The organism is Vogesella lacus (assembly GCF_979366295.1).
The window spans coordinates 171,670-196,281 of record NZ_CEETQT010000010.1 but is presented as its reverse complement, the minus strand read 5'-3'; the positions used below and the strand labels follow the sequence as shown (position 1 = coordinate 196,281).

Genomic DNA, 24,612 nt, shown 5'->3' with positions numbered 1-24,612 from the left:
TTCTCTCGTGCGTGCAAGGCACGCTGGTTGAAGTGGTGAGTTGAATTACGAGTCCTTTTTTATCTGGCTGGACTTTCTTTTCGGGCGGCGATTGTGCTGACACTTTCACTTTTTCGCAACAATAAAATGTGTGAATTCGAAAATTTAAGGCGCAAAAGTGTAATAAATGTTCAGAATTTATCTTTTTTGGATGATTTTATATGGATTGATTTTCGTAAATATTCGTTATGGTTTGTTATCGAACTTTGCGGGAATTAATGGGGTAATCTGGCAGGTAGGAAAGACTGGCAAGCAGCTGCAATGACAAGGCTATCTTGGGGCGGGTGAACTGGCATAACATCAGGCATTGCCGCAAAAGCATTGGGCTGCGGTTAACCGGACGGATGTTTATGCCTATTTTTTTGCACGCGGGCTGTGGCCGCAATTTCAAGAGTCAGACGACAAAAGGTTTCAATACCGCCGACTGGCAGGAAGTTCGCCTCGATATCGACCCGGCGGTACAGCCTGATCACCTTGGCAGCATGACCAATATGCAGTCATTGCCATCAGCATCGGTTGATGCGGTTTATTCGAGTCACAATATCGAACACCTTTTTGCACATGAGGTGCCGCTGGCATTGCAGGAGTTCAGTCGTGTGCTCAAGGATGACGGTTTTGCAGTCATCACCTGTCCCGACCTGCAATCTGTCTGCCAGCTGGTAGCCGAGGATCGCCTGCTTGATCCGGCATATCAGTCCCCAGCCGGCCCGATCAGCCCGCTTGATATCCTGTATGGACATAGGGCATCGCTGGCGAATGGCAATCTGTTCATGGCGCATCGCAGTGGTTTTACCCGGACTGTGCTTGACGGCACTTTGCGGGCTTTCGGCTTTGCCACCGTTGCGACCATGAGGCGGGGGGCAGCCCCGTTCTACGATTTGTGGGCGGTGGCCAGCAAATCACAGCGTAGTGATGAAGAAATGATGGTGCTGGTACGGGATCACTTTCCCCAATAATCCAGACATTGCTATGAGGAAAGGGCACCCGGATGGTGCCCTTTTAGCTGTAACGGAAAGACTCAGCCTAGCCAGCTGAGCGCCAATGCGACTGCCGCCGGCAGTGCCTGGATGAACAGGATCTTGCGGCTGGCCGTCGCCGCGCCGTAAACGCCGGCTACGATGACGCAGCCAAGAAAATAGCTGCGTATGCCTTCGGGCGCATGAGGCAACACGCTCCACAATAGTCCGGCGGCGAGAAAACCGTTATATAGCCCCTGGTTGGCCGCCAGCACACGGCTGGCTTCGGCAAACTCGGCGCTCAGGCCGAATGCGCGCCGGCCGGCCGGGCGTGTCCACAAGAACATCTCCAGCACCAGGATATAAACGTGGATCAGGGCGACGATGGTAGTCAGCAAGCTGGCAAGCAGTGACATGGCAACTCCGGCAAGGGGCGGTTAAAGGGGGGTAGGGCAGTGATGACCGCGCATTATGTGGTGAGGCTTGGCGGTTTACAGCGTCTTGCTCCACAAGATCTGCAAACCATGCGGCTGCTGTTTGGTGCCGACAATGCTGAAGCCGTTCTTGCTGTTGACCCGCGCCATCACCGGGTTTTCGCTGCGGCTGGAGGTCTCCACCACGCTAAAGCCCTGGCTGCGCAACCAGTCGTGCTGTCGGCAAGTCAGCTCGTGCGCGACTCCGGCATTGCGAAACGCCGGATGCACGCCGCCCAGCCAGCTGTAATAGCGGCTCTCGCCAATCGCATAGCCGGCCTTGAAGGCAATCAATTTCCCGCCTTGCTGCGCCAGAAACACGCTGACATCAGGCATGCGGCCCAGCCGCCAGGCGTGATCCAGTTTGGCACCGTCAAACAGGATGTCTGACAGCGCGGCAATTTCTTCCAGCAAATCGGCGGCTGGTGTACCCAATACGGTGTGATAGCTGACAGCAGTCATGGTCAAGTCCTGTAGTAAGCCCCGGACCTTGCCTTGAGCCGACGCTACTGCCTGCGTCGGCGTGTCCTGGCTCGGAGACTGTGCCGGGGTCTGAATGGCCTGCGGCCAGTCTGGCGGGATGCGGCCAACGATCTTCGAGCTTGGCCGCAAGCATCCGGATATCAGCTCAGGCTCGCGGCTGAGCGTGCCGGCTCATTTATGCTGCGGCTGTGGCAGCTCTTCAAAATCCGCGCAGCGCGGCAGCTCGGCCAGAATCGCCGCCAGCGCCGGTGGTGGCGGAATCAGCTTGCGTGCGCGCAAATCCATCCATGCGCCCGCAACTTCGTAAATGGCGGCTACTTGACCGTCGGGCTTGGTCATCAGCTGGCGAATCTTCCAGCGGCTATTGTCCGGGCTGGCGGCAGCTATCTGCACATCAATCGTCAGGCGTTCGCCCAGATGTACTTCGCGGCGGTATTCGGTGCTTTCGCGAAACAGCACCGGCCCGAAGCCGTGGGTATGAAACGCATCCATGCCAAAACCGGCGGCGGCCAGCCATTCCATGCGCGTGTGCGTGCACAGATCGGCGTAGGCGTTGTGGCGCATATGCTGGTTGGCATCAATATCAGACCAGCGAATCTCGACAACTTTGCTGAAGGCTTGCAAGACAACTCTCCCGTTTAAAACCGAACGATCGTGCTATTTTGCACGGCCATCGCAGAATGGCAAGCCAATTCTGTGGTCAGCAGGGGCGTTAAAGGCGGGGGAGGTGGATGGCTATGGCTGCCGTGCGACAGCCGTGCGGCCAGCCGGCCAGGATATGGCCAGCTGGCAGGGCGATGCTGTTGTGACTCAAGGGGTGAAGAAATAGCGCGTCAGGTGAAAGAACACCGGCGCGGCAAAGCTGATCGAATCCATCCTGTCCATCATGCCGCCGTGGCCGCTGATCATCGCGCCCCAGTCTTTGGCGTTCAGGCTGCGCTTCACCGCCGACAGCACCAGCCCGCCCAGGAAGCCCATCAACACCGCCACCGCAGCGAGCGCCCCCGCCTGCAGCGGGCTGAATGGCGTGATCCACCACATTGCCGCACCGATGGCCGTGGCGCCCAGCGTGCCGCCGACAAAGCCTTCGACGGTTTTGGACGGGCTGACAATCGGCGCGATCTTGTGCTTGCCAAACAGCTTGCCGAATACGTACTGCAGCACATCGCTGATCTGCACCACCAGCAAGAAATAGAAAATCAGTAGCACGTTCTGGCCGCTATAGCCCGGAATCTCCAGCAACAGCAGCGCCGGCACGTGGCTGATGCAGTAGATGGTGATCATCACCCCCCACTGGATCTTGGCGCTGCGATCAAGAAAATTCTCCACATCCTCACCCAGCACCGACAGCGTGGGCAGCAGCAAAAAGCCGTATACCGGGATGAAGATCGAAAACAGCGTGTACCAGTCGTAGCCGATCAGCAGATATTGCGCCGGAATCAGCCCGAAAAACGCCACCGACATGGCGCGGTGGTCGCCGGCCCGGGTCGGGGTCAGCGTCAGGAATTCGCGCAGCGCGTAAAACGAAATCAGCGCAAACAGGATAATCGTGGCCGCCTTGCCCAGCAAAAAGGCAAAAGTCACCACTGCAATCATCACCCACCAGGCATTGATGCGCGCATTCAGGTTTTGCACCGTGGCGCGGCCGCTGTCGCTGCTGACACGGCGCGACAGCCAGAAACTGATACTCGACGACAGCATCAGGATGGCGACTACACCACCGCAGACCCACCAGAATTTGTCCAGCGCACTCATAGCAACTCCAGAATGGCGGCGCGGGATCGCGCCAGAAAATCGGCCTTGGCCTCGCCCGCTATACGCGGCAAGGGCGCACCAAAACGCACGGTGCAGATCAGCGGCACCGGAAACAGGCTGCCCTTGGGCAGGCAGCGATGCAGGTTTTCCAGATACACCGGCACCAGCTCGACCTCGGGAAAACGCTGCGCCAGATGAAACAGCCCCGACTTGAATTCGCCCGGCACCGCCTGCGGCCGGCGCGTGCCCTCGGGGAAAATGATCAGCGAATCACCCGCTGCCAATGCCGTCATCAACGGTTGCAGCGGGTCGCCATCGCCGCCGTGGCGGTTGATGAACACCGCGTTCAGCCCCTGTGTGGCAATGCGGCGGCGCAGCGCATCTTTTTGCCAGTAATCGGCAGCCGCGACCGCGCGGGTGTGCCGCCGCGCCTCGGCCGGCAGGGCAGTCCATAAGGCCAGTGTGTCGATATGGCTGCTGTGATTGGCAAAGTAGATGCGCTGGCGGCCTGCAGGTGGTGGGCCGATCCAGCGTGCCGGCGCGCCCACCAGCAGACGCACCAGCCCGATCAGCAAACGGGGCAGCAGCCAGCTCATGCTTGCGGCCCTTGCAGTTGCCGCGCGATGGCGCGGGTGCGGGTGAGGCAGGTCAGCAGCCCGCCTGCGGCAATCACCGCTACCCCTACGCTCAGGCTGTGCAGCGAGCCTAGCCACGCCAGCTCGGCGATGGCGGCCAGGCAGGCCAGCGTCATCACCGCCATGCGGTGCTGCTTGGCCATTGGCCCGCGAAAATCCTGCGCCAGGCCCAGCGCGCCGCCAAACACCCGCACATAGGCAGTCAACGCGGCGGCCAGTGCCGCCAGCCAGCCCAGCGCCGGCAGGTTGGCCGCATAGCCCAGCGCCAGCAGAAACAGCGTATCGGCCACGCGGTCCGGCATTTCGTTGTACAGCGCGCCCAACGCCGACTGCTTGCCGTGCTCGACAGCTACCATGCCATCCAGCAAGTTGCAGATCAGCCGCGCCTGAATGCACAAGGCACACAGCAACAGCCCGCCCGCGCCCGGCTGCCAGTACAGCGCCGCCGCGCCGTTGGCGGCAAACAGGATGCTGAACACCGAAATCTGGTTCGGGCTGATGTCGTGCTGCGCCAACCAGCGGGCCGCAGTTTGCGCCCACAGGCTGGCGCGGGTCTTGATCGGGCGGCGGTTGTCGGGGGTGGTACTCATGTCAGGCATCCGTATCAGGCGTAGGCAGCGGGCTGCCGTACAACGTGGAAAAACGCCCGACATGATAACAGCTTGATGTGTGTCGATGACATGCGGCTTGGGGCAGCCGGTGTCGAGCTGACAAGGTTGGCCGCAAGCTGACAAGGCATGCGGCCAACCTTTTTCAAGCCGGCAAGGTATTGCCGGTGTTTACTTCTGCAAGGACCACAAAGCCGGCTGGCTGTTTGGCGTCCAGCCCGCGCCTTTCCACGCGGTGTGCGACTGCAGGCAGCGGTAGCGCTTGCCCTGATGCAGCACGACCTGGTCGCGCTTGAAGCTCTGGCCCTCGCTCCAGCTCACCACCTCGCCAGTTGGCGGTGTTACCGGAGGCGTCACCGGCGGGGCGACTGGCGGCGGGGTAGTGCCGGCTTTTTCGATATCCACGGCAAAGCTGTGGCCGGCAAACTGTTCGTGGAAGAACACGCGGTTGCCGATAGCCTGACGCAGCGGGGTGATGCTGATATTGCGCTGCTGGCTGGCAATCACACCCACGCGCACGATCTGCGAGCTGGTGTTGACCTTGCCGGCCAGCTCGAACGGCCAGTTGGCCATCTGGCCGCTGCTGGCAGTCACCACAATGCGATGACGCTCGACATCCTGCCCCTTGGCATCAAACACCCGCAGCGTCACCGTGCTGTTGGCCGGCAGGTTTTCGCGCGCGCTCAAATCACCCGCTTCGCGCCACGGGTTGGCTACCGGTGGCGGCTCCGGCACGGTATTGCCGCTGGCGAAATTCACGTCCGAGCAAGAATAGAACGCCTCTTCGCTGTCAGAACGCTTCCACACATTAAAGATGATATGGCGGCCGTTCTTGTTGGCCGGCAGCTTCAGATTCATGCGATAGCGGCGCTGCGCATCCAGCGGCGGGTTGCCGTTGTACGTGCCAAATAGCTCAAGGTCAGACCACTTCAGCGGCTGGTTCGGGTTCCAGCCGTTTTTGGTCACGTAAAACAGGAAATACTTGGTGGCATGCGGCGCGGTGGCCTTGTACAGAAACTCGAACTGGCCACGTGCATCCGGCACGATATTGCTGGCCTGCCAGTCGCTGCGCGGCAGATTAAAGCCCTTGAACAGCTCTTGCCCGCCGGCGCACAGCTTGCCATCCGGCACCACCGACTGGTGATTGTCACCCGGCGGATTCTGGTTGATCCCGTTCCGGTCATACAGAGCCTGGCTGCCGCCAACACGGCGCGCCTCCTGGCAAGCCGCCGACTTCGGCGACTCCGGGCCTTCCTTGAAGCAGGCATAAGTGCGGTTGATCGGCACTTCCATCGTGCCATGGGCATAAGCCGAGCCGCCGATAGCGGCCAGCAACAGCGCGAGAATGCGAGGTTTCATGTGCTTACCTTTGCAAGGGTGGGTGAATGCCACGAGCCAGGTAAACAGCATGCCCGCAGCGCAATTCAAAACATATGATATCAAGTAGACGGGTTTATTTTAAATCGAAAAATGTAGAATGAATTCGGGCTTGCAAGGTGATTGGTTGTGCCCGGTTTGGGATGCAGATGAGATGCAGCCTTGGCATGGCTGCTGTGCTGGCAGGCCGCATAGGCAAGAGAAGGCAAGCATGGGGTGGGGCAGCGCGGGTGTCGCAGCATTCGCCAAAAAGGCTGGCCGCAAACCTGTGAGGTCTTGCGGCCAAGCTTTTTGAGAGGATCGCGGTAAGCGTGGGGCTTGGGAGGCTCAGCCCAAGCTACCGTATTGGTAATATCAATAAATCCGAATTGTTTAAATGAATTTTGATCGAAAACGATCAACCCATTTCGAAACAATGAGTGTTACCGCCATAATTATCCAGTTGTTGCCGGAGTAATCAATCAATTTTCTTTCCGATAACACAGTCATCATTAGCAATATTAGTGTTGCGAGAATTATCGTAATTGCAGTTGGAAACTTGATAAAAAAACTTTTCATTTATTTAAAAGTGGTAGCGGTAGGGCGGGTTGGCCGCAAGGCCATACCCGCGGGATGAGACCAGCGAGGGTATTACCCCGAAGGGGTGACGGATCGAGGTCGGGTACCGCACCGAGTGAATTGGCGATAGACCCGCCTTACGGACTTGACGGAAAAGCGGGTATTTTAGAAATCAGCGGTGTCACTCACCGAGAGCCTTGGGGCGATAGTGTCTCACAAGCGGATCTTAAATTATTTCTTTATGCTTTTTGTATAGTTCAAATGAAACTTCCAAAAATGAGCTAATTAATAAATTCCATTGGGTTGGCGAAAGGTTTGGTTTGGTAAAAATCGCTCGAAAATGAACTAATGAATTTCTTAGTTTGTATATGTATTTGTGGGGTGTAATATTCTCTGTGTTAATGCTAGCTATGATGCTAGCTAGAGTTCTATAAGAGGCTGTTTTTGTTATAGAAGTCATTAGATCTTCTATGGCTTTCTCCTCGGAGGGTCTCCAGCTTAGGTGCTCTTCTATTTTTGCTGATAATAAAGATATGCTTATATTGTTATTTTCAATTGCTTTGTGAAATTCATATAATTTTGGTATGGGGAATAGATTCTCAATAGTTCGGTATATTTCTAAGTAAGCATGCTTGTGGTGTGATGATGTAAGCACAGTCACAAGCGATTCATAAGGATACTTTAGATCGTAGTAGTCTTGGCAGGCTGTATTAATTGTTAATAGTGTGCTTTCATTTAAAATAGGGTGTGATTTTCCGGTTGATGATATTGCAATGATAAGCATTTGTGCTGCAGAGTAATTTTTAATCTCATCCTTTTTCCCATAGATGTTGAATATTGTTGGGAAATGAATCTTTATTTCATTGAAATCTATTTCAATGGGATTCGTGCTTTTGCTTTTATCTAGCAATCTGATCTTATTGGCAAGGCTGTTTAAATCTCCGGTGGGAGTGATTTCGGATGTCCCAATGATGTAAGTGATCATCTCTGGCGGGGTTTCGCCGATGAAAAAATTACTTCCTAGATTAATTGATAATTTATCATGCATTGGAAATCCGATCATGACGTATGATACATGATCTCTGTATGTAAATTTAATGCAATAAAGCCCCCCTTCGTTGTGACGCTCAACTTCAGTAAGGTGCTTTATTAGTGCTGATTTGTATGTTTTATTCGTTTTTATGTATAGGTCGTTATCTGACAGTATTTCTATCCCATAGTTTTTTATCTCATTTTTGCATTTTGAAAATATATTTTTGTTTAGAGCTATGAAATTGGTGTTCATGCATTTGCCCAGCAAACAAGCATACTTGGAATTTCGAAATTCTCATCAAATAGAGCCTTAAAGGCATCTTTAAAAAATGATCTCTCTTCGTCGCCAATCTTACCTTTTGGTATCTTTGCTATTTTTTCATTTAATTCCGGAAGCATTAAAAATTCAAATAGTTCATCATTGTTCATTGCTATTAGTTTATTGTTTAGTGAGTTGTATCCGAGCTTAAATTTTTTTCTGCGAGATTCTTGTATTTCCATGGGTAGATCCATACCAGGTCTCCCCATTAAATGCTGTGCGGCAGCAGCCGTGAATCCTGAAATAAATGTTCTACTTCCAAATAAAGATTTTCCTGAAGAAAATCTACCGTTTAATTCATTGGATACACGTGAAAACTGAGTGTCTAGCTTAATTGTTGCATCTAGTACGTCAATAAATCCGGGGGTAATTTCCTCCCGAGATGTGTTTTCAATTAAATCTAGTCTAATGAATTCATCTGCCAGCCTTTCTTTCGTTTCTATTTTTTCTGTTTTGGTGCCATAAATTAGGTATTGTTCTATTATTACATCCGCTTGAAATTCGCCAGCTTTTTTTCTTCGTTCTGTGTCATTTATTTCTAATATGCAGATGTCTGGCAAGGCAGCTGAGATTTCTTTTTTTAATGACCCAAAAACAACTTCAACTTGTCGCCTTGTGTTCCATGGTACTTGTCCAGTATTAAGGACTAGCATTCGATATAAGAGTGGATTTGTACTTGCTGCAATCCAAAATTCCACGCGCATAACATGGTTTTCTACATGTGGCGACTCTTTGCAAGCATCTTTTAGAGCGGTTGTTCTTTGCATTCCATCTATAATGGATAGGTTGTCGTTGCTATTTAAAAAATCAGTCAAGTTAAGATTTATATTTTTGTTACCATCAGTGACCACTCCAATTACAGGTGGTGGAATTATTGCGCCACTTTGTATGTCGCTGACTAAGTGGTCGCGAATTCTTCTAGCTGAGCTTGTATTTAATGTTTCTCTTTGACCGTCAATTCCGCCCCCGCTGGCAAATGGTTTCTTTATTAATTCTAGGTATGATTTGACGGGCATTTCTACGAGTAAAGAAGTGCATTCTGATTTTTTATCTTCTAAAGAGCTTATAATATGAAATTCCATTGCTTTTCCTAATTGATTTTGATTTGCCTGCGTGGATTGTGCTTAACTGTTGATTAAATGTTAAGGGGCGTTAACAAAGCCTCGCATAGTACCTGACCCAAGGCGCGCCGACGTAGGCCCTACATTAGGGCCGTAGGTTGGGCTGAGCCTGCGAAGCCCAACATTCACAGCACGAGCAAGTCAACAGCAAGTCAACAGCAAGTCAGTAACCGCAAACCACGCGGTCAGCGTTGGGTTTCACTGCGGTCAGCGCCAACCTACCCAAAACCGGTTTAATCGCCCGCCAACCTCCGCACCAATTCCTCACTCGCCTTCGCCAGCCTTGCAATGCTGGTTTCGCGCAGCGCGGCCAAGTCTACCCCCTCGGCATTATCCATGCCAGCCCATTTCAATAGCGTTTGACATGCGTCAGGGTGGTCGAACAGGCCATGCAGATAGCTGCCCATCACCATGCCGTCGGGGCTGACGGCGCCGTCTACACTGCCGTCGTCCAGCATGAATACCGGCCGCTCGCAATCCGGCCCGTGGCTGATGCCCATGTGGATTTCGTAGCCGGTGACCTTGGCCGCCGCGTTCACAAAGCGGCCCTGGCGCTGGGTGAGGGTTTTGTCGGCGGCAAGCGTGGTGTCGATGGCCAGATAGCCGAGCCCTGCGCTGCTGCCTGCTTTGCCTTCCACGCCTAGCGGGTCGTGGATGTGCTGGCCCAGCATCTGGTAGCCGCCGCAGATGCCGAGCAGCTTGCCGCCGTAGCGCAGGTGGCGTTGCAGGTATTGCGGCCAACCTTGCGCCTGCAAAAATGCCAGGTCGGCGCGGGTGTTTTTGCTGCCGGGCAGGATGACAAGGTCAGCCGGCGGCTTGGGTGCGTCGGGGCCGACGAAATGCAGGTTCACGCCGGGGTGGGCGCGCAGGGCGTCGAAGTCGGTGTGGTTGCTGATGCGCGGCAGTACCGGCACCACGATGTTGAAGTCGCCGCGTTCTTGCTGGCTTTGCACCGCGTCTTCGGCGTCCAGCATCAGGCCGTGCAGCATGGGCAGCACCGCCAGCACCGGCTTGCCGGTTTGCGCCTCGATCCAGTCCAGCCCGCCTTGCAACAGGCTGATGTCGCCACGGAATTTGTTGATGACAAAGCCGATCACCCGATTACGCTCGGATTCGCTGAGGCAAGCCAGTGTGCCGACGAGGTGGGCAAACACGCCGCCCTTGTCGATGTCGGCCACCAGAATCACCGGACAATCCACTGCCTCGGCAAAGCCCATATTGGCGATGTCGCGCTCGCGCAGATTGATCTCGGCCGGGCTGCCTGCGCCTTCCACCATCACCACGTCGTACTTGGCCTGCAGCCGCGCGTAGGATTCGAGCACCGCGCTCATGGCCGTGGTTTTGTACTGGTGGTAGTCGCGCGCGTTCATGTCGGCGCGCACCTTGCCGTGGATGATGACTTGCGCGCCGGTGTCGGAGCTGGGCTTGAGCAGCACCGGATTCATGTCGGTGTGCGGCGGCACGCGGGCGGCGATGGCTTGCAGCGCCTGAGCGCGGCCGATTTCGCCACCGTCTTCGGTGACGGCGCTGTTGAGCGCCATATTCTGCGGCTTGAACGGGGCGACGCGGTAGCCAGCGTCAGAGAGCAGGCGGCACAGCGCGGCGACGACGGTGCTTTTGCCGGCGTCCGAGGTGCAGCCTTGCACCATCAGCGTAGGGTAGGGCCAGGGCTTCATCGTGTTGCCTCGCGGTCTTCATGCCACTGGCGGATCAGCGCCTGCAGCTGTGGCAGGCCACGGCTGATCAGCGTCGGGCCGGGGGCGAGGATGTCGCAGGACTTGATCTCGATGATGTGGCCACGATCGTAGTTTTGCACCGCCGGCACGTCTTGCCAGCCCTCGCGCACCACCACGGTGTCGGGCTGGAAGCGCTTGCCGCACCAGCTGCCGACGATCAGATCCGGCTTGCGGGCGGCAACCTCACGATGGTCGGCGAGGATGCGTTCTTTGGCGCGTTTGTGGATGGCGAGTTCGGCAAAGGCGTCACGGCCACCGGCAAGTGCTATCAGCTCGCCCACCCAGCCGATGCCGGTGATGATAGGGTCTGGCCACTCTTCGAAGTAAACCAGCGGGCGCGGCTTGCCAGCGGCATCGTTGGCCGCGGCTTCGGCGCGGGCGGCATCGATGCTGGCTTGCAGGCTTGCGGCCAACGTTTCAGCCGCTTCATCTTTGCCGGTCAGGCTGCCCAGCACGCGCACCATGCGCAGCACGCCGGCGAGATCATGATGGTTGAAATGCTGGATATCGACCCCAGCGGCGGCGACTTCTTTCAGGATGTCGCTTTGCAGGCTGGAGAAGGCAACGACGAGGTCTGGCTGTACGGCGAGGATTTTTTCCAGCTTGCCGGTGGAAAAACCGCTGATCTTGGGCTTGTCCTTGCGCGCCTCGGGCGGGTAGACGGTAAAGCCGGAGATGCCGGCGACGAGGTCTTGCGCGCCCAAGAGGTAGAGGGTTTCAACCGCCTCGGTACACAGGCAGGCAATGCGTTGGTAGTGGCTCATGGCTTATTTCTTCTGGTAGACGGCGCGGGCTTTGTCGAGGCTGTCGCACACGGCACGGGTGCCTTGCAGGAAACGTGGCGTCGGGCGGTTAAGGATGTCGCCGTCGATCTGGTACAGCTGGTTTTGCGCCACGGCGCTGATGGCGCGAATCTGGCCCCAGCGGCCTAACAGATCATCCTGCTTTTTCATGCCGGCCGAGATCATCACCTGAGGGTTGGCCGCAATTACCGCCTCGTCGCTGACCACCGGCGCGGTGACAGGCAGGTCGGCAAAGATGTTCTGCCCGCCGCACAGCTCGATGGCGTCGTTGACGATGTGTTGCTTACTCAGCGTGTACAGCGGCTTGTGCCACACCTGGTAAAACACGCGCAGTTTGGCCTTGCTGGCATTGGCGCTACGCAGTGCGGCGAGTTCCGCCTCGTATTTTTTCGCTGCCGCTTCGGCCATGGCGCTGCTGCCCATCAGCACACCGAGGCGGCGCAGGCTGCTGGCGATATCGCTCATGCGCTTGGGCTCGCTGTAAAACAGCGGGATGCCAAGTTTTTTCAGCGGCTCCAGCTGGCGCGCTGCTGGGCCGTGCAGCCAGACAATCAGCAAATCCGGCTTGGCGGCGATGATGCGTTCCAGATCAATGCCGCGAAAGCTGCCGACTTTGGCGATGCCCTTGGCGGCGGCAGGGAAGTCGCTGTTTTCATCGACGCCGATCAGCTGTTTGCCGCCGCCGGCCGCGAACACCAGTTCGGTGACATGCGGTGCGAGGCTGATCACGCGTTTGGCCGGTGCGGCGAGGGTGACTTTCTGGCCGTCGTCGTCGGTGACGGTAAGCGGTGCGGCGGCAACGTTGGCCGCAAAGAGGGCGCTGGCCAGCAGCAGGATGGATTTCATAGCGGGTCTTTCGGGTGAAAGCTGGCCAGCGCGGCGGCCAAGCTTTGCCAATGATGTTCGGTAGCCGGCAGCCCGAGGCGGAAACGTGCTGCCGGTTCGGTAAACAGCCGGCACCAGATGTGCTGGCCGGCGAGGTGGTTTTGCAGCGCGGCGGCGTGCGGGAATACACCGCCGGCAAACAGATGGCAGCCGTCATGCGGCAGGCCGTGTTCTTTTAACAGTGCGCACAGCCGCGTGTGGCGGGCGGCAAGGTCGGCACGCGCTTGTGCTTGCCAGTGTTTGTCAGCCAGCGCGGCGGTGGCAAGCGACATCACGGCGGCGGGTATCGTCCATGGGCCGAGCTCTTCATCCAGCGCCTGCAGGATGGCAGGCTGGGCGGCGACAAAGCCCAGGCGCAAACCGGCAAGGCCAAAGAATTTGCCGACGCTGCGCAGCACGATCAGGCCATCAAGGTTGGCCGCATGGCCGGTGACAGACACTTCGGGGCAGACATCGGCAAACGCCTCGTCCACCACCAGCCAGCCGCCGCGTGCGGCTTGCTTTGTCGCCATGTCCAGCACCTGATCTTGCGGCCAACCTTGGCCGCTCGGGTTGTCGGGGTTGCACAGAATCAGCACATCGACCTGGCCAGCTTGCGCGGCGAGTTCTGCGTGCGGATAGCGCGTGACAGCGTGGCCGCTGCGTGCCCAGCGCCAGCCGTGTTCGGCATAACTCGGGTGGGCAACGGCGACCGTGCCGCGCTCGCGTAATCGCGGCAGCGCCTGAATCGCCGCCTGGCTGCCGGCAACGGGCAGAAGCTTGGCCGCGCCGTAGTAGTCGCAAGCGGCGGCGATAAAGGCGGCATCAGCCTGCGGCAGCGTGTGCCACAGCTGCGCGGCGATGTCGGGCAGCGGGTAGGGCGCGGGATTTAGCGCGGCGGAGAGGTCCAGCCAGTCGGCCGCCTCGCCGCCAAAACGGGCGATGGCGGCATTCAGATTGCCGCCGTGTACGGGTTTCAGTTCGGTCATGTCTTGCGTTTGGTGACGGCCCAGCCCAGCAGGATGACAAACGGCACCAGCGCGAACAGTGCACCCGCGCCAATCAGCCAGTAGGCCGCGGCGGCGCTGCCGGCCAGTAGCAGCAACAGGGTGGGCAGCATGCTCAGCAGCAGCTGGGCGAACTGGTCTTGACGATCGGGTCTACTCATCGCGATTTCCTTTGTCGGTCCGGCATTTGTTGGTCGGGAAGCTTGCTCAGAATGGCAGGGCGCACAGCAGCCAGATCACGATGGCGCGGTCCAGCAGCCGGCCGGCGCGGCGAATGTCGCCGGCACGCGGGTGATGGCCACAGCCAAGGTCAGGCCGTGCTTCCAGTTGGCCGTGATAGGTGGCGGCACCGCCGAGGCGGATTTCCAGCGCACCGGCCCCGGCAGCCATCACCGGCCCGGCGTTGGGGCTGTCCCACTTGGGGGCTTGTTCGCGCCAGCAGGCCAGCGCCTCGCGCGTGCTGCCGGCCAGCGCATAAGCCAGCGCCGTCAGGCGCGAGGGGAGGTAGCCCAGCACATCATCGGCGCGGGCGGCGACCTTGCCGAACTGCTCGAAGCGTTCGTTACGGTAGCCCCACATCGCGTCCAGCGTGTTGGCAAAGCGATAGGCGAGCGCCGCCGGTGCGCCGCCGATGGCAAACCAGAACAGCGCGCCGAATACCGCATCGTGGCCGTTTTCCAGCAGTGATTCGCAGGCGGCGCGGGTGACGGCGGTGTCGTCGGCGTCGTTCAGATCGCGGCTGACAATGCGCATGGTCAGTGCACGTGCCTCGGCCAACTTGCCTTGCAACAGCGCATCACAGATCGGCCGCGTGTGCTCGATCAGGCTTTGCCGCCCCAGGGTGAAGTACAGCACCAGCACGCTCAAGACTGCGGCCAACATGGCAGGCAGCTGCGCCAGCAGCCAGCACAGCAGCAAGGGCAAAGGCAAGACCAGCAGCGCCCAGCCCAGCAGGCCGCGCAGGATTTTGCCGTGCCCTGCATTGAGCGTGCGCTCGACCAGGTTGGCCGCACGGCCAAAGCCGACCAGCGGATGCCAGCGGCGCGGCTCGCCAAGGATGCGGTCGAGCAGCAGGCCGGCAGCCAGCTGCAGGCTGAGACTCAGCATGCGGCCTCCGGCAAGAATAGCGCGGCGGCGGCAGCCGGCTGGCTGGCGAAATAGGCGTGGAAGTAGCTCGCCTGCACGCTGCCGACGCGATACACCGCCTCGCCACCGTCGCGACCATCCTTGCGCTGGCACTGGCTGATGGGTGTCAGCGGCGTGGCAAAGCTTGAATAGTGGAAGGTGTGGCCGCGCAATTCGCCGGCTGCATGCGGCCAAGCCTGGCTGCCCAGTGCGGCGAGTTTCTTGCCCATGCTGACCGTGCCCGGCAACACGCCGGCCATGGCGTAATCCTGGCCGTCCGTGTCGATCAGGCGCTCGGTCAAGGCCATCATGCCGCCACATTCGGCCCACACCGGTTTGCCGGCGGCGGCAAAGGCCTGCACGCTGGCGCGCCATTGCTGGTTGCCGGCGAGCGTTGTGCCGTGCAGCTCGGGGTAGCCGCCGGGCAGCCACAGCGCGTCCGCCTCGGCCGGAATCGCTTCGTCAGCCAGCGGCGAGAAGAAGGCAAGCTGCGCGCCCATGCCGGCCAGCGTGCGCAGGTTGGCCGCATAGATGAAGGCAAATGCTGCATCACGCGCAATGGCAATGGTCTTGCCGGCCAATAGCGGCGGCAGCGCGGGCAGCTTGATAGCAGCTGGCGCGAATACCGGCAGATTTGCCAGCACCGCATCATCCAGCACCAGCGCGTCGGCGAGTTGATCCAGCCGCGCCGCCAGATCCGGCAGGTCGGACGGCAGGTGCAGGCCGAGGTGACGCTCAGGCAGCGATTCGGCCTGCCGTGGCAGGCAGCCGACGACCGGCAAGTCCGCAGTGCCGCAGGCGCGGATCATGTCGGCATGGCCTGCGCTTGCCACGCGATTGGCGAGCATGCCTGCCCACGGCAAGTTGCCGTGATCGCGCAGGCCACGGGCAATCGCCAGCGCGGTGCCGACCATGGCGCTGCAATCGAGCACCGCCAGCACCGGCACACCGAAGTGTTTTGCCAGATCGGCACTCGATGGCTTGCCGTCGTACAGGCCCATCACGCCTTCAATCAGCAGGTAATCGCACTCGCGCGCGGCCTCGGCCAGCAGCGCCTGACACTGCGCTTCGGTGCACATCCACAAGTCCAGCACATCGACACCGCTGCCGCAGGCTGCGGCCAACAGCATCGGGTCGATAAAGTCGGGGCCGGTCTTGAAGACGCGCACACGTTGGCCGCTGCGGGCCAGCTTGCGCGCCAGTGCCGCGGTGATGGTGGTTTTGCCCTGGCCGGAGGCAATGGCGGAAAGGAGCAGGGCTTTGCAGCTCATGCTTACCACTCGATGCCGGGCTGGGCGGCAACGCCAGCGTGGAAGGCGTGCTTGATCAGCGTCATTTCGGTGACGGTGTCGGCGGCGTCGATGATGGCTTGCGGCGCGCCACGGCCAGTCACGATGACGTGCTGGTCGATCGGGCGGGCGGCGATGTCGGCCAGTACTTCGTTGATGTCGAGGTATTTGAATTTCAGCGCGATGTTCAGTTCGTCCAGCAGCACGAGGCCGATGCTTTCGTCTTGCAGCATCTCGCGCGCCTTGGCCCAGGCTTCGGCAGCTTTTTGCATGTCGCGCTCGCGGTCTTGCGTGTCCCAGGTGTAGCCCTCGCCCATGGCGTAGAACTGCACTTCGTCAGGGAAGCGGCGCAGGAATTTTTCTTCGCCGGTAGACATCGCGCCCTTGATGAACTGGATCACGCCGACTTTCATCTCGTGACCGAGGCCGCGCATCACCATGCCAAAGCCGCTGGAGCTTTTGCCCTTGCCGTTGCCGCCGTTGACGATGAAAACGCCACGGTTCTGGTTAGCCGCGGCAATGCGTTCGTCCATCAGCGCTTTTTTGCGGGCCATGCGGGCATTGTGGCGTTCGTTACGGCCCTGATCGTCGTGTTGGGTGCTCATGATTGTTTTCCTGGCAGGAAGCAGGTCTGGCCTGCGTGGGTGAGTCGGGTCAGCGGATAGCCAAGCACGGCGGCAAGGCTGTCGGCTGGCAAATCGGCCAGCGGGTACTGGCTGTGGCCGCCCATGCCATCCAGCAGCAGGGCGTGGCTGGCAATGGCCGGGGCAAATACCAGATCGTGGCTGACCACGATGATGGCCTTGCCGGCGGCTTGCCAGCGGCGGATTTGTTGTTGCAGCGCGGCCTGATGCGCGAGATCCAGCGAGTTGGTCGGCTCGTCGAGCAAAATCAGCGCGCTGTCCTGCATCATCACCCCGGCCATGGCCACGCGCTGGCGCTCGCCACCGGACAGCGCCTGCAAGGGGCGGCGTGCGAGGTGGGCGAGGTCGAAGGCGTCCAGCGCGGCATCCAGCCGGGCGAGGTTGTCGCCGGCGTCCGGCCACGGGTAGCGGGCGGCCAAGAGCAGGTCGCAGACGCGGTAGTCAAAAGCATCGTGGCTGTGCTGCGGCAGCAGCGCCAGTTGCTGTGCGCGTTGCAGCGGCGACAGCCGGCTGAGCGCTTCGCCATGCAGGCGGATGTCGCCATGCCGGGCGGGGCGTCTGGCGGCCAAGGTGGCCAGCAGCGTGCTCTTGCCGCAGCCGTTGCGGCCGGCCAGCCACCACACTTCGCCGGCGGCGACTTGCCAGTCCAGATCCAGCAATAACTGGCGCTCGCCCTGGCGGATGGCGAGTTGGTGTACTTGCAGCATCATGCCAGCCTCCGTCTTGCGCGATTCAATTGCCAGAACAGCACCGGCACGCCGATCAGCGCGGTAATCACGCCGACCGGCAACTGCATGGGCGCAACGACGGTGCGCGCCATGGTATCGGCCAGTACCAGCAGGGTAGAGCCGGCCAACAGGCTGGCGGGCAACAGGTAGCGCAGGTCCGGCCCCAGCAGCAGGCGGCAGCCGTGCGGCACCATCAGGCCGACAAAGCCGATGCTGCCGCCCTGGCTGACGGCGCTGGCGGTCAGGCAGGCCGACAGTAATAGCAGCAGGCGGCGCAGCGGGCCGCTGTTGACGCCGAGGGTGGCGGCGTGGTCGCCATGCATGGCCAGCAGATTGATGGCGCGCGCCTGCCACAGTGCCAGCAGCAAGGCGACGCCGAGTACCAGCCACGGCCACAGCTGCAGCGGGCTGCCGGACAGATCGCCAATCAGCCAGAACACCATGCCGCGCAGCTTGCCTTCGGGCGCGATGGTCAGCAGCAGCGAAATCAGCGCGCCGCAGGCGGTAGACAGCAAGACGCCGGTCAGCAGCAACAGCAGCGTGGCGCTATTGCTGCCAAAGTCGCGGCGCGACAGCAAAAACAGCAAGGCGGAAACGGCCAGCGCACCGCTGCCGGCGGCGGCATCCACCTGCCAGGCGGCCAGACCCAGCCACAGCGCGGTCAGCGCACCGACGGCGGCGCCGCCGGAGACGCCCAGCACGTAAGGGTCGGCCAGCGGGTTGCGCAGCAACGACTGCATCAGCAGGCCGGCGAGTGCCAGTGATGCGCCACAACACCAGGTTACGAGTGCGCGTTCAAGGCGCAGTTGCAGCAGGGTATCGCTGAGAGTGTTGCCATGGCCGCTGAGGCTGGCCCAGATATCGGCGAGGCCCAGTGGCACCGAGCCGGTGGCAGCGGCCAGCAGCAAGGAGCCGGCGCTGGCCAGCAGCAGTATCAGCAAGACCAGTTGTGGCGGAAGGTTGGCCGCAGGGCGGGGCGGCGAAGAAATAAGCATGTGCGTGTGTGACCAGGATGGCGCACGGCAAACGGGCAGGGGGCTGACCGTCTGTCGCCCGCCGCAACAGTTGTCCGGGCGGCCGCCGGGGCCGCATCCATGCAGGCACGCTTGTCGTGTTGCGTGTCTGTCTCTGGCCGGTCTCCGGGCTGATTGCACACCGTGCGCCTTCCCGCCTGAGGGCAGTGGCAATGCACGGGTCGAATGCTCGCTTGCGGCCAACCTTGAAAGTGGCCGCAGGGCAATACACCGTTGCGGGGGCAGCGCAGGCTTGTCCTGCTTCCCGTTTAACCGGCCAAAGGCCGGCACCAGAAGGCGGCAATTTTACCAGAAGCCCGCGCTGGCCGGCTGGCATTTATATTTCTTGCAATTATATAAAAACAAAAAAGCATTATTTTTAGAAATATGCATTGTGCCTTATTGTGCAGAAAAACCTTCAGTGAGGCGCATCATGCACAGCCATTGGCAAGACTTTCATTTCATCATCCAGCCCGGCTGGCGCGATTCGCCGGCCGGCCACTGGCAAAGCCATTGGCAGAGCCTGCTGGGTGCTCGCCGTCCGGCCAATCACGATTGGGAAACCCCGCAGCTGGACGACTGGCTGACGACGCTGGATGCCGAAATCAATGCGGCCGACAAGCCGGTGATCGTGATTGCCCACAGCCTCGGCTGCGCCACAGTGGCGCATCATGCCGCGCGCTACGGCAACAAGATTGCCGGTGCCTTGCTGGTGGCACCGGCCGATGTCGAGCGTGCCAGTGCTCCGGCAGCACTGCGCCCGTTTGCCCCGCTGCCGTCACTGAGCCTGCCTTTCCCGGCGCGGGTGGTAGCCAGTGATGATGACCCGTTCAGCCTGCCCTTGCGTTCGGTACGCATGGCCAGTCTGTGGCAGGTGCCGCTGCACTGGTTGCTGGAGGCCGGCCACATCAATATCGCCTCCGGCCATCATCAGTGGCTGGAAGGCTTGTCGCAGCTGGCGCTTTTGCTCGACGAGGTCAGGGCGCGCCAGCGCAGCGCTGCCTGATGACAGAAGGTTGGCCGCAAAGGCAGAGGCTGGCAGAATCCGGATTAACCTTCGGGAGTTGCCATGCATCTGCTTGCCTTTGTCAGCCATGTCGCCAGCGACATCATCACCCCGGCGCTTGATAGCCGCTTCGGCATCCAGCGCGTGTCCTTGCTGTGCCAGCGTGATGATCTGGCGCTGGCCTACGATATCGCGGCGGTGTGCCGCAATCTGCATCTGACTGCCTCGGTCATCATCCTGCCACCCGACAGCCAGCCTTTAGCCTTGCGCCAACGCCTGACCGAGCTGATCCAGGGCGCGGTGACCTTCAATATCAGTGCCGCCACACCGGTTCAGGCGGCATTTGCCTACGAGCTTGCACGCCAGCGCCATTTGCCGGTGATGAGTGTCGAGCCGCGCCATGACCGGCTGATCTGGCTCAGCGGCGGCGAGCACAGTCCGTTGCATAACGGCAGCGAGATTGCCGATGGCTTGTCGCTCGAAGGCTACTTTGGTCTGTACGGCAGCAGCGTGCTGGCGATGCACTATCGCCTGCAGCGGCGCAATCCGCATTACGAAACCTTGGCCGCCGCGCTGGCCAGCCGTGCCGCTAGCCATCCGCGCGATCTGTCACTGCTTAACCGCCTGTGCAACGAGATAGACGCGGCGCAGTACAGCGAGAAAAGCTTGCCGCCGGGCGAGGGCAGCTTGCGCGAGTGGCTGGAGCAATGCGGCCTCGTCAATGTCAATGAAGGCGGCCATGTGCGGTGCAATGATGCGCGCGCCAGATTCTTTCTGGCCGGTGGCTGGCTGGAGGTGTGGATGCTGGCGCAGGTGGCCAGTCTTGCCGCCATTCTGCCGATCAGCGATGCGGCTGTCGGGGTGAAGATCAGTCACAACGGCGTGGAAAACGAGTATGACGTGGCCATCCTCTGTAATAACCACCTCTATCTGGTGGAGTGCAAGACGGTCGCACCAACCAGCCATCATCAGCGTGGCGTCGGGCTGGACAATCTGTTCAAACTCGACAGTGCGGCCAATCTTGGCGGCCTGCACGCGCGCGCCATGCTGGCCAGCCTCTACCCGCCAACCGAGAGCGAGGCCGGTCGCGCCCAAGTACAGGGCATCGCCATGCTCTACGGCGCGCAGTTGCCGCAGGCGGCCGCCTATTTGCAGGAATGGCTGTGCTGCCCGTAATCAAGTTTGTTTTGACGCAGTTTTAAGTCGGGCCGATGATTCTATACTTTATGTATGTAATGACTGCCCGGGCCACAGCATGAGCCTCATCAACCCGATATTAAGCCGCCGCCAGATCATCAGCCTGATGCTGGCCAGCCCCTTGCTGGCCACTACCGCCTGCAGCAGCCCCGAACCCTTGCTGCGGGTCGGCAGCAATGGCTGGCCGGGTTATCTGTTTATCGAATGGGCGGCCGAGCGCGGCATGATGCCACCCGAGTCCGTGCGTATCGTGCGCATGCCTTCCTCTTCAGCCAGCATGAATGCGCTGGCAGCCGGCTCGCTGGAGGCAGCTTGCCTGACGCTGGATGAGGTGATTACCCTGCTGGCCGAAGGCGTGCGCCTGCGTGTGGTGGCGGTGCTGGACGAGTCATTTGGCGCCGACGTGCTGTTGACCAAGCCGGAAATCAGCAGCTTGTCGGGCTTGCGCGGCAAGCGTATCGGGGTCGAGCAGACGGCAGTTGGTGCGGTGATGCTGCATGCGATGCTGAAAAAGGCGGGCCTGAAACCGGGCGAGATACAAACGGTACCGGTGATGCTGGATAGGCAGGAGCTGGCCTTTCGCCAGGGTAATGTCGATGCAATGATTACCATGGAGCCGGTGGCGAGCCGGCTTTTGGAGGCCGGCGCCGAGCTGCGCTTCAGTAGTGCCGACATCCCCGGGCAGATCATTGATGTGCTGGCAGTGCGCGAGGAGGCATTGACGCTGCAAAGCCGCGCCATTGCCATGCTGGTCAAGGCGCATTTTGACGCGCTGGCCATACGCAATCGGCCCGAAGTGCAAAACTATCTGGCTGGCAGCATGAACTTGTCTGCCATGCAGACCGACAAGGTATTTGCAGCAATGACCCTGCCTGACCTTGCGGCCAACCGCGCCTGGCTGGAAGGCAAGAACAGCAAGCTGGAGCAACTGGCCGGCAACCTTGCAGCGCTGATGGAAAACGGTGGCCTGATCAATCATCATCCCGAGATTGCCGGCCTTGCACGCGCAGACTGGGTGAAAGCATGACCTTGTTGCCGGAAAAACTGCCGCTGCGCTGGTTGCTGCCCATGCTGGTGGCGCTGGCGCTGTCCTTGACGCTGGTGGGCGTGTACGGATTGGCAATCCATTTGCGACTGAAGGCCGAGCATGACGATATGCAGCAGGATGCGATGCGCGAGGCCAGCCGCCTAGTTTTGCATCTGGCCGAAAGCAGCTTGCATGGCGGTAGCGTGCAGCTGGAAATGGCACTGATGCAGCTTGACCCGCGTTTGACGGCAGTGTGGGTGCTGGATGGTGAGGACAAGATACTGTTCAGCCGCAATGCAGCCGGCAAGCCTGCGCTGCGGCCGGACATCCCGGCTGCCCTGGTGCGCGAGACCCGCAGCGGCCGGCTGGCGCAGTGGCACGAATCAGTCGAGAGCCAGCAGAGCTGGGTGATGATGGCCTACGAGCCGGTACTCGAGTTGCCGGTAGGCAGTTTGCGCGGGCAAGACAAACATTTGCTGATTGTCGAATATGATCTGCGCCAGCAAAACGAGCTGATCAGACAGCAAATCCGCAGTGTGCTGCAATGGCCGGCCATTTTGCTGATTGTGCTGGTGTTGCTGATGTACTGGGTATTGCAGCGCGAGGCACTGCGGCCACTGGCCAGGCTGGAGCAGGCGGTAAAGAAGTTTGGCGAGCCGGGGCAGCTGGCCGATTTTCTGGTGGGTGGCAGTAGCGAAATCCGCGAGCTGGGCCGGGTGTTGCATGATATGGCCGGTAAATTGCAGCAGGCGCTCGGTCAGCTGGCCGAGCGCGAAAAGCTGGCGTCCGACTTGCTGATCCAGCGCAACAGTATGTTGCAGGCCGTGCCGGATTTGCTGTTCGAGATGGATGGCGATGGCCGCTATATCGAGGTCTGGGCGGGCGTGGCCGGCGATGGCCTGATTGCCACCCGCGAGCAATTGCTGGGCAGAAATGTCAAAGAGCTGATGCCGGCCGCAGCCGCCGAAACCGTCATTCGCACCTTGCGGCAAGCACTGCGTGAAGGACGTTCGGCCGGCGAGCTGATCTGCCTGCCGTTTGGCAATAGCGAGCGCTGGTTTGAGTTGTCGGTAGCGAAAATCGATGATGATCACAGCGGGCACTGTCTGGTGCTGTCGCGTGATGTGAGTAGTCGCCAGCGTGACACCCAGGCCTTGCTGTTGTGGCGCAAGGTTTTTCAGGCCACGCATAACGGCATTCTGCTGACCAATGCCGAGCGCATCATCATCGATGTGAATCCGGCCTTTAGCCGGGTGACCGGTTTTAGCCGAGAAGAGGTACTCGGCAGAAAACCGTCGGTACTGGCCTCGGGCCGCCACGATGCACGCTTTTACAGTGAAATGTGGGTGCAGATTGCCAAGTTGGGTGTCTGGCAGGGCGAGATCTGGAACCGGCGCAAGGATGGCACCATTTTCCCCGAGTGGCAGTCGATCACCGAAATTCGTGACGAGCAGGGTGATGTGACGCATTACATCAGCGTTTTCAGCGATATCAGCGGGCAAAAGGAAGCCGAAAGCTTCATCCAGCGGCTGGCCTATTACGATGTACTGACCGGTCTGCCCAATCGCGCCATGCTGGCCGATCATGCGGCCAAGGCCTTGTCCTTGTGCAAGCATGAAGGGACGACGCTGGCCTTGGCGATTATCGATCTTGACCAGTTCAAGCATATCAATGACAGCCTCAGTCACGCTGTGGGTGACCAGCTGCTGCAACTGGTGGCACAGCGGCTGGAGGACTTGCTGGGTGGCAAGGACACGGTGGCGCGGGCCGGTGGCGACGAGTTCATCGTGCTGATGCCGGATGTCAGCGAGGGCGAGGCGGCCGACTGGGCCGGAAAGGCCTTGCAGTCGCTGTCCGAGCCTTATCAGCTGGGCGGCTATGCGCTGGTGGTGACCGCCTCTATTGGCGTGGCAATGGCACCGGGTGACGGCGATATCTTGCAGGAATTGCTGCGTGCTGCCGATGTCGCGCTGTTCCGTGCCAAGGAAGAAGGTCGCCATACTTTCCGCTTTTTCCGTCCGCAAATGCAGCAACGCACCGTGGCGCGCCTGCAGCTGGATTCCGACTTGCGTCAGGCGATCAGCAATGACGAGCTGGTGCTGTACTACCAGCCGCAGTGTTATCCGGATGGCAGCCTGGCTGGTGTCGAGGCGCTGGTGCGCTGGCGGCATCCGCAGCGAGGCCTCGTGCCGCCGGGCGAGTTCATTCCTTTTGCCGAAGAGAGCGGGCTGATCATTCCGCTGGGTGCTTGGGTGCTGGATCATGCCCTGCAGCAGATGGTGCAGTGGCAGCAGCAAGGCGTGCCGGTGCCGCTGGTGGCGGTCAACCTGTCGGCCATGCAGTTCCGTCAGGCAGATCTGCTCGAGCAGATCGCCACCGCATTGCTGAAATACCAGCTAAGCCCCGGCGTGCTGGAGCTGGAACTCACCGAGAGTCTGGTGCTGGACAAGCCGACCGAGGCGCTGGCGGTGATGCATGGCCTGCACAAGCTCGGCGTGCATCTGTCGATTGACGATTTCGGTACCGGTTATTCCTCGCTCAACTATCTGCGGCATTTTCCGGTAGACCGGCTGAAGATAGACCAGAGTTTTGTGCGCGATCTGGCTACCGGCCAGCGTGGCGTAGCGATAGTCGAGGCTATCGTGCGGCTGGCGCAGTCGCTGGAGTTTGCGACCATCGCCGAAGGGGTGGAAGACGAAGCGCAGCAGGCCTTGCTGCAGCAGCTGGGCTGCAACCAGATGCAGGGCTATCTGTTTGCGCGGCCGATGCCGGCTGTCGATCTGGAGGCATGGTTGGCCGCAAGATAAGTATTGTGCG

General features: G+C 59.8%; 24 protein-coding genes and 1 riboswitch. Of the genes, 5 read left to right on the top strand and 19 right to left on the bottom strand.

Features of this window, described 5'->3' with window-relative positions:
* Positions 1 to 389 precede the first annotated feature (389 nt).
* Positions 390 to 995 (top strand): class I SAM-dependent methyltransferase, encoded by a 606-nt coding sequence (locus ACZ9W6_RS14295; protein ID WP_465191839.1) that lies wholly within the window; start codon positions 390 to 392, stop codon positions 993 to 995.
* 62 nt (positions 996 to 1,057) lie between these two features.
* Here ACZ9W6_RS14295 and ACZ9W6_RS14290 read toward each other — a convergent pair whose 3' ends face one another.
* The 19 genes from ACZ9W6_RS14290 to ACZ9W6_RS14200 all read right to left on the bottom strand — a co-directional run bounded on the left by ACZ9W6_RS14290 (position 1,058) and on the right by ACZ9W6_RS14200 (position 18,547).
* Complete coding sequence (locus ACZ9W6_RS14290) at positions 1,058 to 1,411, bottom strand: DUF1304 domain-containing protein (RefSeq protein ID WP_465191838.1); 354 nt, start codon at positions 1,409 to 1,411, stop codon at positions 1,058 to 1,060.
* Between the two features lie 75 nt (positions 1,412 to 1,486).
* Positions 1,487 to 1,930 carry an N-acetyltransferase family protein gene (locus ACZ9W6_RS14285; protein WP_465191837.1) on the bottom strand — a complete coding sequence of 148 codons (444 nt, stop codon included), beginning with the start codon at positions 1,928 to 1,930 and terminating at the stop codon, positions 1,487 to 1,489.
* Between the two features lie 192 nt (positions 1,931 to 2,122).
* Entirely contained in the window at positions 2,123 to 2,575 is a 453-nt protein-coding gene (locus tag ACZ9W6_RS14280) for an acyl-CoA thioesterase (RefSeq protein ID WP_465191836.1), read from the bottom strand.
* A 186-nt stretch (positions 2,576 to 2,761) separates the two neighbouring features.
* The gene (locus ACZ9W6_RS14275) at positions 2,762 to 3,706 is read right to left on the bottom strand and encodes a phosphatidate cytidylyltransferase (protein WP_465191835.1); all 945 of its coding nucleotides are present in this window, start codon (positions 3,704 to 3,706) and stop codon (positions 2,762 to 2,764) included.
* Positions 3,703 to 4,302: a lysophospholipid acyltransferase family protein gene (locus ACZ9W6_RS14270; RefSeq protein WP_465191834.1), complete on the bottom strand. Its 600-nt coding sequence runs from the start codon at positions 4,300 to 4,302 to the stop codon at positions 3,703 to 3,705. The genes ACZ9W6_RS14275 and ACZ9W6_RS14270 overlap by 4 nt, the downstream gene beginning before the upstream one ends.
* On the bottom strand, positions 4,299 to 4,931 hold the full coding sequence (locus ACZ9W6_RS14265; protein ID WP_465191833.1) for a CDP-alcohol phosphatidyltransferase family protein: 633 nt from the start codon (positions 4,929 to 4,931) through the stop codon (positions 4,299 to 4,301). The genes ACZ9W6_RS14270 and ACZ9W6_RS14265 overlap by 4 nt, the downstream gene beginning before the upstream one ends.
* A 189-nt stretch (positions 4,932 to 5,120) precedes the next feature.
* On the bottom strand, positions 5,121 to 6,308 hold the full coding sequence (locus ACZ9W6_RS14260; RefSeq protein WP_465191832.1) for a lytic polysaccharide monooxygenase: 1,188 nt from the start codon (positions 6,306 to 6,308) through the stop codon (positions 5,121 to 5,123).
* A gap of 802 nt (positions 6,309 to 7,110) precedes the next feature.
* Positions 7,111 to 8,169: a hypothetical protein gene (locus tag ACZ9W6_RS14255; protein ID WP_465191831.1), complete on the bottom strand. Its 1,059-nt coding sequence runs from the start codon at positions 8,167 to 8,169 to the stop codon at positions 7,111 to 7,113.
* Complete coding sequence (locus ACZ9W6_RS14250; RefSeq protein WP_465191830.1) at positions 8,166 to 9,317, bottom strand: hypothetical protein; 1,152 nt, start codon at positions 9,315 to 9,317, stop codon at positions 8,166 to 8,168. The genes ACZ9W6_RS14255 and ACZ9W6_RS14250 overlap by 4 nt, the downstream gene beginning before the upstream one ends.
* Before the next feature lie 272 nt (positions 9,318 to 9,589).
* Positions 9,590 to 11,032: a cobyric acid synthase gene (locus ACZ9W6_RS14245; RefSeq protein WP_465191829.1), complete on the bottom strand. Its 1,443-nt coding sequence runs from the start codon at positions 11,030 to 11,032 to the stop codon at positions 9,590 to 9,592.
* Entirely contained in the window at positions 11,029 to 11,856 is an 828-nt protein-coding gene (locus tag ACZ9W6_RS14240; protein ID WP_465191828.1) for an ABC transporter substrate-binding protein, read from the bottom strand. Before ACZ9W6_RS14240 ends, ACZ9W6_RS14245 begins: the two co-directional genes overlap by 4 nt.
* Positions 11,857 to 11,859: 3 nt before the next feature.
* Positions 11,860 to 12,741 carry a cobalamin-binding protein gene (locus ACZ9W6_RS14235; RefSeq protein ID WP_465191827.1) on the bottom strand — a complete coding sequence of 294 codons (882 nt, stop codon included), beginning with the start codon at positions 12,739 to 12,741 and terminating at the stop codon, positions 11,860 to 11,862.
* Positions 12,738 to 13,748: a threonine-phosphate decarboxylase CobD gene (gene cobD / locus ACZ9W6_RS14230; RefSeq protein WP_465191826.1), complete on the bottom strand. Its 1,011-nt coding sequence runs from the start codon at positions 13,746 to 13,748 to the stop codon at positions 12,738 to 12,740. Before cobD ends, ACZ9W6_RS14235 begins: the two co-directional genes overlap by 4 nt.
* Positions 13,745 to 13,927, bottom strand: a complete 183-nt coding sequence (locus tag ACZ9W6_RS14225) for a hypothetical protein (protein WP_465191825.1) — start codon at positions 13,925 to 13,927, stop codon at positions 13,745 to 13,747. The genes cobD and ACZ9W6_RS14225 overlap by 4 nt, the downstream gene beginning before the upstream one ends.
* A 46-nt stretch (positions 13,928 to 13,973) precedes the next feature.
* Positions 13,974 to 14,873 carry an adenosylcobinamide-phosphate synthase CbiB gene (gene cbiB / locus ACZ9W6_RS14220; protein WP_465191824.1) on the bottom strand — a complete coding sequence of 300 codons (900 nt, stop codon included), beginning with the start codon at positions 14,871 to 14,873 and terminating at the stop codon, positions 13,974 to 13,976.
* The gene (locus ACZ9W6_RS14215; RefSeq protein ID WP_465191823.1) at positions 14,867 to 16,162 is read right to left on the bottom strand and encodes a cobyrinate a,c-diamide synthase; all 1,296 of its coding nucleotides are present in this window, start codon (positions 16,160 to 16,162) and stop codon (positions 14,867 to 14,869) included. The genes cbiB and ACZ9W6_RS14215 overlap by 7 nt, the downstream gene beginning before the upstream one ends.
* A 2-nt stretch (positions 16,163 to 16,164) precedes the next feature.
* Positions 16,165 to 16,785, bottom strand: a complete 621-nt coding sequence (cobO, locus tag ACZ9W6_RS14210) for a cob(I)yrinic acid a,c-diamide adenosyltransferase (RefSeq protein WP_465191822.1) — start codon at positions 16,783 to 16,785, stop codon at positions 16,165 to 16,167.
* On the bottom strand, positions 16,782 to 17,534 hold the full coding sequence (locus ACZ9W6_RS14205) for an ABC transporter ATP-binding protein (protein ID WP_465191821.1): 753 nt from the start codon (positions 17,532 to 17,534) through the stop codon (positions 16,782 to 16,784). Before ACZ9W6_RS14205 ends, cobO begins: the two co-directional genes overlap by 4 nt.
* A complete protein-coding gene (locus ACZ9W6_RS14200) occupies positions 17,531 to 18,547 on the bottom strand; it encodes a FecCD family ABC transporter permease (RefSeq protein WP_465191820.1) in 1,017 nt (338 codons plus the stop codon). The genes ACZ9W6_RS14205 and ACZ9W6_RS14200 overlap by 4 nt, the downstream gene beginning before the upstream one ends.
* 118 nt (positions 18,548 to 18,665) lie before the next feature.
* A riboswitch (cobalamin riboswitch) is annotated at positions 18,666 to 18,875 on the bottom strand.
* Positions 18,876 to 18,998: 123 nt separating this feature from the next.
* Between ACZ9W6_RS14200 and ACZ9W6_RS14195 the strand changes: the two genes are divergently transcribed.
* The 4 genes from ACZ9W6_RS14195 to ACZ9W6_RS14180 all read left to right on the top strand — a co-directional run bounded on the left by ACZ9W6_RS14195 (position 18,999) and on the right by ACZ9W6_RS14180 (position 24,602).
* Complete coding sequence (locus tag ACZ9W6_RS14195; RefSeq protein WP_465191819.1) at positions 18,999 to 19,571, top strand: RBBP9/YdeN family alpha/beta hydrolase; 573 nt, start codon at positions 18,999 to 19,001, stop codon at positions 19,569 to 19,571.
* Positions 19,572 to 19,634: 63 nt separating this feature from the next.
* A complete protein-coding gene (locus ACZ9W6_RS14190) occupies positions 19,635 to 20,747 on the top strand; it encodes a Card1-like endonuclease domain-containing protein (RefSeq protein ID WP_465191818.1) in 1,113 nt (370 codons plus the stop codon).
* A gap of 79 nt (positions 20,748 to 20,826) precedes the next feature.
* Positions 20,827 to 21,795 carry an ABC transporter substrate-binding protein gene (locus ACZ9W6_RS14185; RefSeq protein ID WP_465191817.1) on the top strand — a complete coding sequence of 323 codons (969 nt, stop codon included), beginning with the start codon at positions 20,827 to 20,829 and terminating at the stop codon, positions 21,793 to 21,795.
* Complete coding sequence (locus ACZ9W6_RS14180) at positions 21,792 to 24,602, top strand: bifunctional diguanylate cyclase/phosphodiesterase (RefSeq protein WP_465191816.1); 2,811 nt, start codon at positions 21,792 to 21,794, stop codon at positions 24,600 to 24,602. The genes ACZ9W6_RS14185 and ACZ9W6_RS14180 overlap by 4 nt, the downstream gene beginning before the upstream one ends.
* Positions 24,603 to 24,612 lie beyond the last annotated feature (10 nt).